The sequence below is a fragment of the Streptomyces sp. NPDC096205 genome (assembly GCF_044763135.1).
In the GTDB taxonomy this organism is placed as follows: domain Bacteria; phylum Actinomycetota; class Actinomycetes; order Streptomycetales; family Streptomycetaceae; genus Streptomyces.
The window spans coordinates 348,074-364,215 of the sequence record NZ_JBIWFS010000008.1; the positions used below are offsets into that span (position 1 = coordinate 348,074).

Annotated in this window: 15 protein-coding genes; 14 read left to right on the forward strand and 1 reads right to left on the reverse strand. The window is 71.1% G+C overall.

All coding sequences use genetic code 11. The features are described 5' to 3' along the window. Positions 1 to 107 precede the first annotated feature (107 nt). The 8 genes from ACIQ6Y_RS28940 (at position 108) to nusB (ending at position 7,174) form a co-directional block, all read left to right on the forward strand. Complete coding sequence (locus tag ACIQ6Y_RS28940; protein ID WP_404043131.1) at positions 108 to 440, forward strand: hypothetical protein; 333 nt, start codon at positions 108 to 110, stop codon at positions 438 to 440. Between the two features lie 175 nt (positions 441 to 615). Further along, positions 616 to 1,800 carry a chorismate synthase gene (gene aroC, locus ACIQ6Y_RS28945; protein WP_404043133.1) on the forward strand — a complete coding sequence of 395 codons (1,185 nt, stop codon included), beginning with the start codon at positions 616 to 618 and terminating at the stop codon, positions 1,798 to 1,800. After that, positions 1,797 to 2,312 (forward strand): shikimate kinase, encoded by a 516-nt coding sequence (locus ACIQ6Y_RS28950; protein ID WP_404043135.1) that lies wholly within the window; start codon positions 1,797 to 1,799, stop codon positions 2,310 to 2,312. The genes aroC and ACIQ6Y_RS28950 overlap by 4 nt, the downstream gene beginning before the upstream one ends. Beyond that, entirely contained in the window at positions 2,309 to 3,391 is a 1,083-nt protein-coding gene (gene aroB / locus ACIQ6Y_RS28955) for a 3-dehydroquinate synthase (protein ID WP_404043137.1), read from the forward strand. The genes ACIQ6Y_RS28950 and aroB overlap by 4 nt, the downstream gene beginning before the upstream one ends. Before the next feature lie 152 nt (positions 3,392 to 3,543). Then, positions 3,544 to 4,365 carry a Pro-rich N-terminal domain-containing protein gene (locus tag ACIQ6Y_RS28960; protein WP_404043139.1) on the forward strand — a complete coding sequence of 274 codons (822 nt, stop codon included), beginning with the start codon at positions 3,544 to 3,546 and terminating at the stop codon, positions 4,363 to 4,365. Between the two features lie 657 nt (positions 4,366 to 5,022). Then, entirely contained in the window at positions 5,023 to 6,129 is a 1,107-nt protein-coding gene (locus ACIQ6Y_RS28965; protein WP_404043141.1) for an aminopeptidase P family protein, read from the forward strand. A 47-nt stretch (positions 6,130 to 6,176) separates the two neighbouring features. Continuing rightward, the gene (gene efp, locus ACIQ6Y_RS28970) at positions 6,177 to 6,743 is read left to right on the forward strand and encodes an elongation factor P (protein WP_404043143.1); all 567 of its coding nucleotides are present in this window, start codon (positions 6,177 to 6,179) and stop codon (positions 6,741 to 6,743) included. Between the two features lie 2 nt (positions 6,744 to 6,745). Beyond that, a complete protein-coding gene (nusB, locus tag ACIQ6Y_RS28975; protein WP_404043145.1) occupies positions 6,746 to 7,174 on the forward strand; it encodes a transcription antitermination factor NusB in 429 nt (142 codons plus the stop codon). Between the two features lie 219 nt (positions 7,175 to 7,393). Here nusB and bldD read toward each other — a convergent pair whose 3' ends face one another. Beyond that, entirely contained in the window at positions 7,394 to 7,894 is a 501-nt protein-coding gene (gene bldD, locus ACIQ6Y_RS28980) for a transcriptional regulator BldD (protein WP_071364425.1), read from the reverse strand. A 253-nt stretch (positions 7,895 to 8,147) separates the two neighbouring features. Here bldD and pyrR point away from each other — a divergent pair, with 253 nt between their 5' ends. The 6 genes from pyrR (at position 8,148) to carB (ending at position 16,124) form a co-directional block, all read left to right on the forward strand. Further along, entirely contained in the window at positions 8,148 to 8,729 is a 582-nt protein-coding gene (gene pyrR, locus ACIQ6Y_RS28985) for a bifunctional pyr operon transcriptional regulator/uracil phosphoribosyltransferase PyrR (protein WP_404043147.1), read from the forward strand. Positions 8,730 to 8,850: 121 nt separating this feature from the next. After that, positions 8,851 to 9,831, forward strand: a complete 981-nt coding sequence (locus ACIQ6Y_RS28990; RefSeq protein ID WP_404043149.1) for an aspartate carbamoyltransferase catalytic subunit — start codon at positions 8,851 to 8,853, stop codon at positions 9,829 to 9,831. Between the two features lie 3 nt (positions 9,832 to 9,834). Next, a complete protein-coding gene (locus ACIQ6Y_RS28995) occupies positions 9,835 to 11,121 on the forward strand; it encodes a dihydroorotase (protein ID WP_404043151.1) in 1,287 nt (428 codons plus the stop codon). Continuing rightward, positions 11,118 to 11,687, forward strand: a complete 570-nt coding sequence (locus ACIQ6Y_RS29000; RefSeq protein WP_404043153.1) for a hypothetical protein — start codon at positions 11,118 to 11,120, stop codon at positions 11,685 to 11,687. The genes ACIQ6Y_RS28995 and ACIQ6Y_RS29000 overlap by 4 nt, the downstream gene beginning before the upstream one ends. Continuing rightward, a complete protein-coding gene (gene carA / locus ACIQ6Y_RS29005) occupies positions 11,684 to 12,823 on the forward strand; it encodes a glutamine-hydrolyzing carbamoyl-phosphate synthase small subunit (RefSeq protein ID WP_404043155.1) in 1,140 nt (379 codons plus the stop codon). The genes ACIQ6Y_RS29000 and carA overlap by 4 nt, the downstream gene beginning before the upstream one ends. Continuing rightward, positions 12,816 to 16,124: a carbamoyl-phosphate synthase large subunit gene (carB, locus tag ACIQ6Y_RS29010; protein ID WP_404043157.1), complete on the forward strand. Its 3,309-nt coding sequence runs from the start codon at positions 12,816 to 12,818 to the stop codon at positions 16,122 to 16,124. The genes carA and carB overlap by 8 nt, the downstream gene beginning before the upstream one ends. Positions 16,125 to 16,142: the final 18 nt, after the last annotated feature.

The following is a 16,142-nucleotide window of genomic DNA, read 5'->3' on the forward strand; positions in this document are numbered from 1 at the left end:
AATTCCAGAAGGAATCGTCGTCGACCCGGAATTTGCCGGGCGGACCCCATGGGCCGTTAAGATCCGCGGGGTTCCGCAGGGGGCGGGACCGGGAGGGGAAACGCCGTATGTCCTTTGCTGTGCCGTTGGCGTCCGGGAAGAGCGAGATATTCGAGGCGCTGCTCAAGTTCATGCCCGATTGGGTGCAGATCACCGTGCTGGCGCTGGCGATCCTGGCCCTCGTCATCTCCTGGGGCTTCAAGCTGAAGCGCAGGATCGACCACCGCCGCGCCCTGCGCTCGGGCGTGCCGGTGGCCGTGCCCGCGCAGCGCAGCGGCGCCGACTACCTGGGCCAGTACGCCCCGCAGCCCCAGGTGCAGGCGCAGCAGCCACAGAGCAGCGGCGCCGACTTCCTCGGCTCCTACGCGCCTCAGCAGACCCGCCAGGACGGCACGGTCTGAGCTTCCGGCCCGTCCACGAACCGTCCGCCAGATGGACCGGCGGCCGGTTCCCGGCCGTGGACATGGGAGGATCGGAGACGGCGGGCCCCAGGCCGCGCACCGGGTCCCGCCGTCGCCGTACGCGCGCACATGCGTACGCCGGGCAGTACCGGGGCGCGAGCACTGAGGAGCACCGTTGAGCAGGTTGCGCTGGCTGACCGCGGGGGAGTCCCACGGTCCCGCACTCGTGGCGACGCTGGAGGGCCTTCCCGCCGGCGTGCCGATCACCACGGAGATGGTGGCGGACCACCTGGCCCGGCGCCGGCTCGGTTATGGACGCGGTGCCCGGATGAAGTTCGAGCGGGACGAGGTCACCTTCCTCGGTGGCGTCCGGCACGGTCTCACCCTCGGCTCCCCGGTCGCGGTCATGGTGGGCAACACCGAGTGGCCCAAGTGGGAGAAGGTCATGGCGGCCGACCCGGTCGACCCGGACGAGCTCGCCCAGCTGGCCCGCAACGCGCCGCTCACCCGGCCCCGTCCCGGCCACGCCGACCTCGCGGGCATGCAGAAGTACGGCTTCGAGGAGGCCCGCCCGATCCTGGAGCGCGCCTCCGCCCGTGAGACCGCGGCCCGGGTCGCGCTGGGCGCGGTCGCCCGCTCCTACCTCAAGGAGACGGCCGGCATCGAGATCGTCTCCCACGTCGTCGAGCTGTGCTCCGTGAAGGCCCCGCAGGGTGTCTACCCGACCCCGGCCGACGTCGAGAAGCTGGACGCCGACCCGCTGCGCTGCCTGGACGCCGACACCTCCAAGGCGATGGTGGCCGAGGTCGACCAGGCCCACAAGGACGGCGACACCCTGGGCGGTGTCGTCGAAGTGCTGGCGTACGGCGTCCCGGTCGGCCTCGGCTCGCACGTGCACTGGGACCGCAAGCTGGACGCCCGCCTGGCCGGAGCCCTCATGGGCATCCAGGCCATCAAGGGCGTCGAGATCGGCGACGGCTTCGAGATGGCGCGGGTCCCCGGCTCCAAGGCGCACGACGAGATCGTCAACACGCCCGAGGGCATCCGGCGCGTCTCCGGCCGCGCGGGCGGCACCGAGGGCGGCCTGTCCACGGGCGAGCTGCTGCGCGTGCGGGCCGCGATGAAGCCGATCGCGACCGTGCCGCGCGCCCTGCGGACGGTGGACGTCACCACCGGCGAGCCGGCCCAGGCCCACCACCAGCGCTCCGACGTCTCCGCCGTCCCGGCCGCGGGCATCGTCGCCGAGGCGATGGTCGCCCTGGTCCTGGCCGACGCGGTCGCGGAGAAGTTCGGCGGCGACAGCGTGGCCGAGACCCGCCGCAACGTCACCTCGTACCTCGACAACCTGCACATCCGATGACCGGTCCGGTGGTCGTCCTGATCGGCCCGATGGGCGTGGGCAAGTCCACCGTCGGGCAGCTCCTGGCCGACCGGCTCGGCGTCGGCTACCGGGACACCGACGACGACATCGTCACCGCCGACGGCCGCGCCATCTCCGACATCTTCGTCGAGGAGGGCGAGCCCGCCTTCCGCGCCCTGGAGAAGCAGGCCGTGGCCCGTGCGCTCGCCGAGCACGAGGGCGTCCTCGCGCTCGGCGGCGGTGCGATCCTCGACGCGGACACCCGCGCACTGCTGGCCGGCCATCCGGTCGTCTACCTCTCGATGGACGTCGAGGAGGCGGTCCGGCGCACCGGCCTGAACGTGGCCCGCCCGCTGCTCGCGGTCAACCCCCGCAAGCAGTGGCGCGAGCTGATGGAGGCGCGACGGCACCTGTACGAGGAGGTCGCCACGGCGGTGGTGTCCACGGACGGCCGTACGCCGGAAGAGGTCACCCAAGCAGCCCTGGACGCTTTGGAGTTGAAGGAAGCATGAGCGAGTCGGTGACACGGATCCACGTCGGCGGCGCCGACCCCTACGACGTCCTGGTGGGCCGTCAGCTCCTGGGTGAGCTGGGCGGGTTGATCGGCGACAAGGCCAAGCGGGTCGCGGTCGTCCACCCCGAGGCGCTGGCCGAGACCGGCGAGGCGCTGCGCGCCGACCTGGCCGGCCAGGGCTACGAGGCCGTCGCGATCCAGGTGCCGAACGCGGAGGAGGCCAAGACCGCCGAGGTCGCCGCCTACTGCTGGAAGGCGCTGGGCCAGTCCGGCTTCACCCGCACGGACGTGGTGGTCGGTGTGGGCGGCGGCGCCACCACGGACCTGGCGGGCTTCGTGGCCGCGACCTGGCTGCGCGGCGTGCGCTGGATCGCCATCCCCACCACCGTCCTGGCGATGGTGGACGCGGCCGTCGGCGGCAAGACCGGCATCAACACGGCCGAGGGCAAGAACCTGGTCGGCGCCTTCCACCCGCCGGCCGGCGTCCTGTGCGACCTGGCGGCGCTGGACTCCCTCCCGGTCAACGACTACGTCTCCGGACTGGCGGAGATCATCAAGGCCGGCTTCATCGCCGACCCGGTGATCCTCGACCTGATCGAGGCCGACCCCGAGGGCGCACGCACCCCGGCGGGCCCCCACACGGCGGAACTCATCCAGCGCTCCATCCAGGTCAAGGCGGATGTGGTGTCCTCCGACCTGAAGGAGGCGGGCCTGCGGGAGATCCTCAACTACGGACACACCCTCGCCCACGCCATCGAGAAGAACGAGCGCTACAAGTGGCGCCACGGCGCCGCGGTCGCGGTCGGCATGCACTTCGCCGCCGAACTCGGCCGTGTGGCGGGCCGTCTGGACGATGCGACGGCGGACCGACACCGCACGATTCTGGAGTCGGTCGGGCTGCCGCTGCACTACCGCTACGACCAGTGGCCCAAGCTGCTGGAGACGATGAAGGTCGACAAGAAGTCCCGCGGCGACCTGCTGCGCTTCATCGTGCTGGACGGTCTGGCCAAGCCCACCGTGCTGGAGGGCCCGGACCCCGCGGTGCTGCTCGCCGCGTACGGCGAAGTGGGCCAGTAAGCGGGAGTCCGCCCGATTCGCCTGCGCATCCGGGCACTTGTGACCGCCCCCGGCCGTTCACCAAAGGACGGCCGGGGGCGGTACCGTTCGGTAGGGAGCGGGCCTGCCCCGCCGCAACCGCCAATTGCCTGTACGAGACGGAGTGGCACCGGATGCAGCACGCAGTGGGGTCTCCGCTGCCGCCGCCCCACCAGCCGGGGCACGGACCGGCCGCCGACTGGGCGTCGGCCGCACACCAGCAGGGCCGTCACCACCCGGTTCCCCCACCGCCCCCGGCCCCCGGCTTCAGCGCGCCGCCCCCCGGGCAGATGCCGCCCGCCCCGGTGGACACCACCGGCCATGTCGCGCTGCCGCCCGGCGGCCCGGTGCCCGTGCCGAGTCCGCTGCCTCCCGCCAACGCGGCGCCGGACCCCCTGACCACCACCATGGCTGTGCTGCTCATCGGCCCCGCGGGCGCGGGCAAGACGTCCGTCGCCAAGTACTGGGCCGACCACCGCCGGGTGCCCACGGCCCACATCAGCCTCGACGACGTCCGCGAATGGGTCCGCTCCGGCTTCGCCGACCCCCGGTCCGGCTGGAACGACCACTCCGAGGCCCAGTACCGCCTCGCCCGCCGCACCTGCGGTTTCTCCGCCCGCAACTTCCTCGCCAACGGCATCTCCTGCATCCTCGACGACGCTGTCTTTCCCGACCGGCCCGTGGTCGGCCTCGGCGGCTGGAAGCGCCACGTGGGTCCCGGCCTGCTGCCGGTGGTCCTTCTTCCCGGACTCGAGATCGTCCTGGAGCGCAACGCCGAACGCTCGGGCAATCGCCGCCTCTCCGACGAGGAGGTCGCCCGCATCCACGGCCGTATGGCCGGCTGGTACGGCTCCGGCCTCCCCATCATCGACAACTCCCAACTCGACGTCCCCGGCACGGCCCGCGTCCTCGACGAGGTCCTCGCCCGCTCGATCGCCAGCCCACCCAAGTGGTGACCCCCACCTGACGGACTCCGGCGTCCCGCCGCTGCCGTCTTTCCCGCCGTCTCGCCGCTGCGCGGCCTTCTCCCACCCACGCACCGCCCGTGACAGCCGGCCAAGAGGCTCGGCTCTCCTTCTGTGGTTGCTCGCCGTCGGCGGCTGTCCCGCCGTGGGTGGTCGCATACGCCGGAGCCGGAACCCCGTCGGCGGTGCGGGCGCCCACCGGCGGGAGTGGGGCGTGGGGGTGCGGCGCAGCCCGGCGCTTAGCTGGTTACCACCCAAGTTCGACGCGTAGATGCCCTAGGGGCCAGACCCGCGCCGGGCTCGCCGCGCCCCCACGCCCCCGAACCACCCACCGGCGCAGGCACCGCCCCACCGGCGCCGAGGCCGTCCACCGGCGGTAGCGGCGACCCCGCACGGCCCGGAGGCCTCCCACCGGCAGCAGCCCACGCCACCGGCATGGAACCCGCCCACCGGCAGCAGCAGACCCAAATCGGCCCCGCGCCCGCCCACCGGCTCAGGCAGCGCCCCACCGGTGCCGAACCCACCCACCGCCAGAGCCGGCACCCCCCCGGCGCCCAGCCCGCCCACCGGCAGAAGCGGCGACCCCCGCCCGACCCCGTATGGCTGTCCCGACCGGCGACATTCGGCCACCCCTCGTACGCTCGGTTCATGTCAGAGGTGCACGCATCACGCCGAACGCGGCTAAGAGAGCGCTGCAACGCGGCCGGCAGCGCGGCGGCGCTGATCTCCCGGCCCGCCAATGTGCGGTACCTCGCGGGCGCGGCCCCGCAGGGTGCCGTACTCCTCCTCGGAAAGCACGAGGACCTCCTCGTCTGCACCGGCCCCCCGGACGACCGCCCCTCCGACGGCCGCCCCGACGAGGCGCTGCGCGTGCACACGCTGCCCGTCCTCACCGGCGACGCCGCGGTGGCCGCGGCCGACCTCGCGCAGAGCCAGGGCGCCGACTCCCTGGCCGTGGAGGAGCACCACCTCACCGTGGCCCGGCACCGGGCCCTCCGCTCCGTGGCGCCCGACCTCCGCCTGGCCGACCTCGGCGGAGCCGTCGAGCAGCTGAGGGTCGTCAAGGACGAGGAGGAGATCTCCTGCCTCCGCATCGGCGCCGAGATCGCCGACCAGGCGCTCGGCGAGTTGCTGGAGTCCATCCTCGTCGGCCGCACCGAACGCCACCTCGCGCTCGAACTCGAACGCCGCCTGGTCGACCACGGCGCCGACGGCCCCGCGTTCCCCACCTCCGTGGCCACCGGCCCCCATGCCGGCCGCCGGGCCCACCGCCCCACCGACCGCCGCGTCGAGGAGGGCGACTTCCTCTCGGTCTGCCTGGGCGCCACCTACCGCGGCTACCGCTGCGAGATCGGCCGCACCTTCGTCATCGGCACCACCCCGGCGGACTGGCAGATCGAGCTGTACGACCTCGTCTTCGCCGCCCAGCGCGCCGGACGGGAGAGCCTGGTCCCGGGCGCCGCGTACCGTGACGTGGACCGCGCGGCACGCCACGTACTGGACTCGGCGGGCTATGCGGAAGGCCTCCCACCGCTCACCGGTCACGGCGTGGGACTCGAAATCGACGAGGACCCTCAGCTGACCCCCGCGGCCATGGGTAAACTGGACGCTTGCGTGCCGGTCACCGTCGAACCGGGGGTCCACCTCCCGGGCCGGGGCGGCGTCCGGATCGATGACACGCTCGTCGTACGCCCTGAGGCGGACGGCGGACCCGAGCTACTCACCATCACGACCAAGGAGCTGCTCGCGCTGTAGGCGCTTGCCCCGGGGTCGTCCACGTCAGTCCAGGAGATTCCGCAACCGTGGCTTCCACGAACGACCTCAAGAACGGCATGGTGCTCAAGCTCGAAGGCGGCCAGCTCTGGTCCGTCGTCGAGTTCCAGCACGTCAAGCCCGGCAAGGGCCCGGCCTTCGTGCGCACCAAGCTCAAGAACGTGCTCTCCGGCAAGGTCGTCGACAAGACCTTCAACGCCGGCGTCAAGGTCGAGACGGCCACTGTCGACAAGCGCACCATGCAGTTCTCGTACATGGACGGCGAGTACTTCGTCTTCATGGACATGGACACCTACGACCAGCTCATGGTCGACCGCAAGGCCGTCGGCGACGCCGCGAACTTCCTGATCGAGGGCTTCGAGGCCACGGTCGCCCAGCACGAGGGCGAGGTGCTCTTCGTCGAGCTGCCGGCCGCCGTCGAGCTGACGATCCAGGAGACCGAGCCGGGCGTCCAGGGCGACCGCTCCACCGGTGGCACCAAGCCCGCCACCCTGGAGACCGGCCACCAGATCCAGGTCCCGCTCTTCATCACCACCGGTGAGAAGATCAAGGTCGACACCCGCACCAGCGACTACCTCGGCCGGGTGAACAGCTAACCGTGGCTGCCCGCAACACGGCCCGCAAGCGCGCCTTCCAGATCCTCTTCGAGGGCGACCAGCGCGGCGCCGACGTCCTGACGGTCCTCGCGGACTGGATCCGGCTCTCCCGGGCCGACACCCGGCAGCCGCCGGTGAGCGAGTACACGATGCAGCTGGTCGAGGGGTACGCCGAGCACGCGACCCGCATCGACGAGCTGATCGCCCAGTACTCGGTCGGCTGGACGCTCGACCGGATGCCGGTCGTCGACCGCAACATCCTGCGCCTGGGTGCGTACGAGCTGATCTGGGTCGACGAGACGCCGGACGCCGTGGTGCTCGACGAGATGGTGCAGCTGGCCAAGGAGTTCTCCACGGACGAGTCGCCCTCGTTCGTCAACGGCCTCCTCGGCCGTCTGAAGGAGCTCAAGCCGCAGCTCCGCCGAGGGTAGGCAGCGGCGCATCAGCCAAGGGGCGCTGGGGAACGCCGGCGGCCGCGGGTAGTCCGTGGCTGGTCGCGCAGTTCCCCGCGCCCCTTTGGTATGCCGTTCCTCGCAGCTGGTATGCCGTCCCCCGCAGCGTCACCAGCGCACACAAAACACCGCCGGGGTGGTGGGACCCGTACGGTCCCACCACCCCGGCGGTACGTTTCTGCTCAAGTGGCGGAGCGCTCAGCTCTCCTCGTGGGAGACCGCGCGCCGCGCGTCCGCGTCCAGGACACCCCAGCTGATCAGCTGCTCGGTGAGGACCGACGGGGACTGGTCGTAGATGACGGCGAGGGTGCGCAGGTCGTCCTGGCGGATCGACAGCACCTTGCCGTTGTAGTCACCGCGCTGGGACTGGATCGTCGCCGCGTAGCGCTGCAGGGGGCCCGCCTTCTCGGCCGGCACCGTGGCCAGCCGCTCCAGGTCCAGGACCAGCTTCGGCGGGGGCTCGGCGGCGCCGCCCGGGGTCGTGCCCGGAAGCAGCTCCTGCACCGGCACGCCGTAGAAATCCGCCAACTCGGCGAGGCGCTGCACGGTCACGGCACGGTCGCCGCGCTCGTACGAACCGACCACGACGGCCTTCCAGCGCCCCTGGGACTTCTCCTCCACACCGTGGAGGGAAAGGCCCTGCTGGGTGCGGATGGCCCGGAGCTTGGCCCCGAGCTGTTTGGCGTATTCGCTGGACATATAGCTCCCCGGCACTGGGTCGACGCGGCCGGCTTGGTTTCCGTGCCGCGCGGCTGGTAACTCACTGTGAGGTTACGCAGCGTTACTCTGCTGCGTCAAGCCGAATGGTCCGCACCGGCTCTTCCATGGTCGTGGGGGCCCATTGGGCCAAGGGGGTGACGCGAGGTGCCCCCGGGGCCTGCTACGGTGGATGGCGCAATCTCGACGTCCTTTAAGGTCCGTCCCGTGAGGCGGAGAAGGAGGTCCGTTTCGTATGGACAAGAACGACAAGAACCAGGATGCGCAAGCGTCCGATGCACGGCCCGTTCTCGAAGGCCCTGACATCGCGCGGGTACTGACCCGCATCGCCCACGAGATCGTCGAACGCGCCAAGGGCGCCGACGACGTGGTGCTCCTCGGCATCCCGACCCGCGGCGTCTTCCTCGCCCAGCGGCTCGCGGTCAAGCTGGAGCAGATCACCGAGCGCAAGGTCCCCGTCGGCTCGCTGGACATCACCATGTACCGCGACGACCTGCGCATGCACCCGCCGCGCGCGCTGGCCCGCACGGAGATCCCCGGCGACGGCATCGACGGCAAGCTCGTCGTCCTCGTCGACGACGTGCTCTTCTCCGGCCGCACCATCCGCGCCGCACTCGACGCCCTGAACGACATCGGGCGCCCCCGCGCGGTGCAGCTCGCGGTCCTCGTCGACCGCGGCCACCGCGAACTGCCCATCCGCGCCGACTACGTCGGCAAGAACCTCCCCACGTCGCTGCGGGAGACGGTCAAGGTCCAGCTCGCCGAGGAGGACGGTCGCGACACCGTGCTGCTCGGTGTGAAGCCGGCCGCCCAGTAGCCAGTCAGGCGCAGGGCCCGCTTCGGCGTGCCCGCAGCTGCGCCGCTCTGCCCTGCTGCGCCCTCTGGGGGCATCCCCCAGGACCCCCGGATCCCGATCACTGCCTTACGGAGCCTGACAGATGCAGCGTCATCTCATCTCGGCCGCCGACCTCACCCGCGACGACGCCGTCCTGATCCTCGACACCGCCGAGGAGATGGCCCGGGTCGCCGACCGGCCGATCAAGAAGCTGCCGACCCTGCGCGGCCGCACCGTCGTGAACCTCTTCTTCGAGGACTCCACCCGCACGCGTATCTCCTTCGAGGCCGCCGAGAAGCGGCTGTCGGCGGACGTCATCAACTTCACCGCCAAGGGTTCGAGCGTCTCCAAGGGCGAGTCCCTGAAGGACACCGCCCAGACGCTGGAGGCCATGGGTGTCGACGCCGTCGTCATCCGGCACGGCGCCTCCGGAGCGCCGTACCGCCTGGCCACCTCGGGCTGGATCGACGCCCACGTCATCAACGCCGGTGACGGCACCCACCAGCACCCCACCCAGGCGCTGCTCGACGCCTTCACCATGCGCCGCCGCCTCGTCGGCCGGGACGCCGGCCTCGGCCAGGACCTGTCGGGCAGGCGCATCACGATCGTCGGCGACGTCCTGCACAGCCGGGTCGCCCGCTCCAACGTGGACCTGCTGCACACCCTCGGCGCCGAGGTCACCCTGGTCGCCCCGCCCACCCTGGTGCCGGTCGGCGTCGAGACCTGGCCGTGCGAGGTGTCGTACGACCTGGACAGGACGCTTCCCAAGTCCGACGCGGTGATGATGCTGCGCGTGCAGCGCGAGCGGATGAACGCCGCCTTCTTCCCCACCGAGCGCGAGTACTCGCGCCGCTACGGCCTGGACGGCGACCGCATGGCGCGGCTGCCCGAGCACGCCATCGTGATGCACCCCGGCCCGATGGTCCGCGGCATGGAGATCACCGCCGAGGTCGCCGACTCCGACCGCTGCACCGTCGTCGAGCAGGTCGCCAACGGCGTGTCCATCCGGATGGCCGTCCTGTATCTGCTGCTCGGCGGAAACGAGCCCGCCGTCACCCACGCCCGCACCACCGAGGAGAAGTAAGACATGAGCAAGATCCTTATCCGTGGTGCGAAGGTGCTCGGCGGCGAGGCGCAGGACGTCCTGATCGACGGCGAGATCATCGCCGAGGTCGGCCAGGGCCTGTCCGCCGAGGACGCCGTGGTCGTCGAGGCGGCCGGCCAGGTGCTGCTGCCGGGCCTGGTCGACCTGCACACCCATCTGCGCGAGCCGGGCCGCGAGGACTCCGAGACCGTCCTGACCGGCACCCGCGCGGCCGCCTCCGGCGGCTACACCGCCGTGTTCGCGATGGCCAACACCTTCCCCGTGGCCGACACCGCCGGTGTCGTCGAGCAGGTCTACCGGCTCGGCCAGGAGCACGGCTACTGCGACGTGCAGCCGATCGGCGCCGTCACCGTCGGCCTGGAGGGCAGGAAGCTCGCCGAGCTGGGCGCCATGCACGAGTCGGCCGCCGGGGTCACCGTCTTCTCCGACGACGGCAAGTGCGTCGACGACGCCGTGATCATGCGCCGCGCGCTGGAGTACGTGAAGGCCTTCGGCGGCGTCGTCGCCCAGCACGCGCAGGAGCCGCGGCTGACCGAGGGCGCCCAGATGAACGAGGGCATCGTCTCCGCCGAGCTGGGCCTGGGCGGCTGGCCGGCCGTCGCCGAGGAGTCGATCATCGCCCGCGATGTGCTCCTCGCCGAGCACGTCGGCTCGCGCGTGCACATCTGCCACCTGTCGACCGCCGGCTCCGTCGAGATCGTCCGCTGGGCCAAGTCCCGCGGCATCGACGTCACCGCCGAGGTCACCCCGCACCATCTGCTCCTCACCGACGAGCTGGTGCGCAGCTACAACCCCGTCTACAAGGTCAACCCGCCGCTGCGCACCGAGCGTGACGTGATGGCGCTGCGCGAGGCGCTCGCCGACGGCACGATCGACATCGTCGCCACCGACCACGCCCCGCACCCGCACGAGGACAAGGACTGCGAGTGGGCCGCCGCCGCGATGGGCATGGTCGGCCTGGAGACCGCGTTGTCAGTGGTCCAGGAGACGATGGTGAAGACGGGCCTGCTGGACTGGGCCGGGGTCGCCGACCGGATGTCCTTCAAGCCTGCCCGGATCGGGCAGGCGAAGGGCCACGGACGTCCCGTCTCGGCTGGTGAGCCCGCCAACCTCACGCTCGTCGACACGGAATACCGTGGCCAGGTGGACCCCGCGGGCTTCGCCTCCCGCAGCCGCAACACTCCGTACGAGGGGCGTGAGCTGCCGGGCCGTGTCACGCACACGTGGCTGCGGGGCAAGGCCACCCTCGTCGACGGGAAGCTCACGTGACACCTGTAATCCTGCTGGCCGCCGAGAAGAAATCGGCCGAGGTCACCGACTGGGCCGCCCGGCTCGGCTGGGTGATCGGGCTCGCGCTCTTCGTCGCGCTCGTCTACTGGCTGATGCGCGAGGGCTGGAAGTGGCGCGGCACGCTCCAGAGCGACCTGCCGGAGCTGCCCAGCGCGCCGGAGTCGACCGGCCCGGTGAAACTGAAGCTGAGCGGCCGCTACCACGGCTCCACCACCGCGGGTCAGTGGCTCGACCGCATCGTGGCGCACGGCCTGGGCACCCGCAGCAGGGCCGAGCTCACGCTGACCGACGCGGGACTGGACGTCGTACGACCGGGAGCGACGGACTTCTTCGTCCCCCGTGAGGCGCTGCGCGAGGCCCGGCTCGACAAGGGCATCGCCGGCAAGGTCCTCACCGAGGGCGGACTGCTCGTGGTGACCTGGGCGCACGGCGGCAAGCTGCTCGACTCCGGGTTCCGCTCCGACCACGCGGCCGAGCACAACGAGTGGGTCGCCACCCTCAACTCCATGATCGAATCCAACAGCACGGAAGGCGCCGAACGATGACGACCTCCACAAGGGGAACGAAGGTTCCCGCCGTACTCGTCCTGGAGGACGGCCGGACCTTCCGCGGCCGCGCCTACGGGGCCGTGGGGGTGACCTTCGGCGAGGCCGTGTTCTCCACCGGTATGACCGGCTACCAGGAGACCCTCACCGACCCCTCGTACCACCGCCAGGTCGTCGTGATGACGGCCCCGCACGTCGGCAACACCGGCGTCAACGACGAGGACCCCGAGTCCCAGCGCATCTGGGTCGCCGGCTACGTGGTGCGCGACCCCGCGCGCGTGCCCTCCAACTGGCGCTCCCGGCGCTCGCTGGACGAGGAGCTGCGCCAGCAGGGAGTCGTCGGCATCTCCGGCGTCGACACCCGCGCCCTCACCCGCCACCTGCGCGAGCGCGGCGCCATGCGCGTCGGCATCTTCTCCGGCAACGCCCTGCCGGACGAGGGCACCATGCTCGCCGAGGTCCGCCAGGCCCCCGAGATGGAGGGCGCGGACCTGTCGGCGGAGGTCGCCACCAAGGAGGCGTACGTCGTCCCCGCGATCGGCGAGAAGAAGTTCACCGTCGCCGCCGTCGACCTCGGCATCAAGGGCATGACCCCGCACCGCATGGCCGAGCGCGGCATCGAGGTGCACGTGCTGCCCGCCACGGCGACCGCCGAGGACGTGTACGCGGTGAACCCCGACGGCGTGTTCTTCTCCAACGGACCCGGCGACCCGGCCACCGCCGACCACCCGGTCTCCGTGATGCGAGCCGTCCTGGAGCGGGGCACCCCGCTGTTCGGCATCTGCTTCGGCAACCAGATCCTCGGCCGCGCGCTCGGCTTCGGCACCTACAAGCTGAAGTACGGCCACCGCGGCATCAACCAGCCGGTGCAGGACCGTACGACCGGCAAGGTCGAGATCACCGCGCACAACCACGGCTTCGCCGTCGACGCCCCGCTCGAGAAGGCGACCGACACCCCCTTCGGCCGCGTCGAGGTCTCCCACGTCTGCCTCAACGACAACGTGGTGGAGGGTCTCCAGCTCCTCGACAAGCCGGCCTTCAGCGTCCAGTACCACCCCGAGGCGGCCGCGGGTCCCCACGACGCCGCGTACCTGTTCGACCGCTTCGTGAAGCTCATGGAGGGCCAGCGTGCCTAAGCGCACCGATATCCAGTCCGTCCTGGTCATCGGCTCCGGCCCGATCGTCATCGGCCAGGCCGCCGAGTTCGACTACTCCGGCACCCAGGCATGCCGGGTCCTGAAGTCCGAGGGCCTTCGGGTCATCCTCGTGAACTCCAACCCGGCGACGATCATGACCGACCCGGAGATCGCCGACGCCACCTACGTCGAGCCGATCACCCCCGAGTTCGTCGAGAAGATCATCGCCAAGGAGCGCCCCGACGCCCTGCTGCCCACCCTGGGCGGCCAGACGGCCCTGAACACCGCGATCTCCATGCACGAGCAGGGTGTGCTGGAGAAGTACGGCGTCGAGCTGATCGGCGCCAACGTCGAGGCCATCAACAAGGGCGAGGACCGCGACCTCTTCAAGGACGTCGTCGAGGAGGTCCGCAAGAAGATCGGGCACGGCGAGTCCGCCCGCTCGGTCATCTGCCACTCCATGGACGACGTCCTCGCGGGCGTCGAGACGCTCGGCGGCTACCCGGTCGTCGTGCGCCCCTCCTTCACCATGGGCGGCGCCGGCTCCGGCTTCGCGCACGACGAGGAGGAGCTGCGCCGCATCGCAGGCCAGGGCCTCACGCTCTCCCCGACCACCGAGGTGCTCCTGGAGGAGTCCATCCTCGGCTGGAAGGAGTACGAGCTGGAGCTGATGCGCGACAAGCACGACAACGTCGTGGTCGTCTGCTCCATCGAGAACTTCGACCCGATGGGCGTGCACACCGGTGACTCGATCACCGTCGCCCCGGCGATGACCCTCACCGACCGCGAGTACCAGGTGCTGCGCGACGTCGGCATCGCGATCATCCGCGAGGTCGGCGTCGACACCGGCGGCTGCAACATCCAGTTCGCGGTGAACCCCGAGGACGGTCGCGTGATCGTCATCGAGATGAACCCGCGTGTCTCCCGGTCGAGCGCCCTCGCCTCCAAGGCGACCGGCTTCCCGATCGCCAAGATCGCCGCAAAGCTCGCCGTCGGCTACACCCTCGACGAAATCCCGAACGACATCACGCAGGAGACCCCGGCCTCCTTCGAGCCCACGCTCGACTACGTGGTCGTCAAGGCCCCGCGCTTCGCGTTCGAGAAGTTCCCGCAGGCCGACTCCACGCTGACCACCACCATGAAGTCGGTCGGCGAGGCCATGGCCATCGGCCGCAACTTCACCGAGGCCTTCCAGAAGGCGCTGCGCTCGCTGGAGAAGAAGGGCAGCCAGTTCACCTTCGTCGGCGAGGCGGGCGACAAGGACACGCTGCTGCGCGAGTCCGTCCGCCCCACCGACGGCCGCATCAACACCGTCATGCAGGCCATCCGCGCGGGCGCCACCCCGGAGGAGATCTTCGAGTACACGAAGATCGACCCCTGGTTCGTCGACCAGCTCTTCCTCATCAAGGAGATCGCGGACGAGCTGGCCGAGGCGCCCGAGCTGACCCGCGAGCTGCTCGCCGAGGCCAAGCGGCACGGCTTCTCCGACCAGCAGATCGCCGAGATCCGCGGCCTGCGCGAGGACGTCGTCCGCGAGGTCCGGCACGCCCTCGGTGTCCGCCCGGTCTACAAGACGGTCGACACCTGCGCCGCCGAGTTCGCCGCGAAGACGCCGTACTTCTACTCCTCCTACGACGAGGAGACCGAGGTCGCGCAGCGCGAGAAGCCGGCCGTCATCATCTTGGGCTCCGGCCCGAACCGCATCGGCCAGGGCATCGAGTTCGACTACTCCTGCGTCCACGCCTCCTTCGCGCTGAGCGAGGCGGGCTACGAGACCGTGATGGTCAACTGCAACCCGGAGACCGTCTCCACCGACTACGACACCTCCGACCGCCTGTACTTCGAGCCGCTGACGCTGGAAGACGTGCTGGAGATCGTCCACGCGGAGGCGCAGGCCGGCCCGATCGCGGGCGTCGTCGTGCAGCTCGGCGGCCAGACCCCGCTGGGCCTGTCGCAGGCGCTGAAGGACAACGGCGTGCCGATCGTCGGCACCTCCCCGGAGGCCATCCACGCCGCCGAGGACCGCGGCGCCTTCGGCCGCGTGCTCGCCGAGGCGGGCCTGCCGGCCCCCAAGCACGGCACCGCCACCACCTTCGCCGAGGCCAAGGCCATCGCCGACGAGATCGGCTACCCGGTCCTGGTGCGCCCGTCGTACGTCCTCGGCGGCCGTGGCATGGAGATCGTCTACGACGAGACGCGCCTGGCCAGCTACATCGCCGAGTCGACCGAGATCAGCCCCTCCCGGCCGGTCCTCGTCGACCGGTTCCTGGACGACGCGATCGAGATCGACGTCGACGCGCTCTACGACGGCCAGGAGCTCTACCTCGGCGGCGTCATGGAGCACATCGAGGAGGCCGGCATCCACTCCGGCGACTCGGCGTGCGCCCTGCCCCCGATCACCCTCGGCGGCTTCGACATCAAGCGCCTGCGCGCCTCCACCGAGGCCATCGCCAAGGGTGTCGGGGTGCGCGGCCTGATCAACATCCAGTTCGCGATGGCCGGCGACATTCTCTACGTCCTGGAGGCCAACCCGCGCGCGTCGCGCACGGTCCCCTTCACCTCCAAGGCGACCGCGGTGCCGCTGGCGAAGGCCGCCGCCCGTATCTCGCTGGGCGCGACCATCGCCGAGCTGCGTGCCGAGGGCCTGCTCCCGGCCAACGGCGACGGCGGCGAGCTGCCGCTGGACGCGCCGATCTCGGTCAAGGAGGCCGTGATGCCGTGGTCGCGCTTCCGCGACATCCACGGCCGCGGTGTGGACACCGTCCTCGGCCCGGAGATGCGCTCCACCGGCGAGGTCATGGGCATCGACTCGGTCTTCGGCACGGCGTACGCCAAGTCGCAGGCCGGCGCCTACGGCCCGCTGCCCACCAAGGGCCGCGCGTTCATCTCGGTCGCCAACCGCGACAAGCGCTCGATGATCTTCCCGGCGCGCGAGCTGGTCGCCCACGGCTTCGAGCTGCTCGCCACCTCCGGCACCGCCGAGGTCCTCAAGCGCAACGGCATCAACGCCACGGTCGTGCGCAAGCAGTCCGAGGGCACCGGCCCGAACGGCGAGAAGACCATCGTCCAGCTCATCCACGACGGCGAGGTCGACCTCATCGTCAACACGCCGTACGGCACCGGCGGCCGCCTCGACGGCTACGAGATCCGTACGGCGGCCGTGGCACGGTCGGTGCCGTGCCTGACGACGGTCCAGGCGCTCGCCGCGGCCGTCCAGGGCATCGACGCCCTCAACCACGGGGACGTGGGCGTCCGATCGCTCCAGGAACACGCCGAACACCTGACCGCGGCCCGCGACTAGCAGCCGAAGAGGGGGACA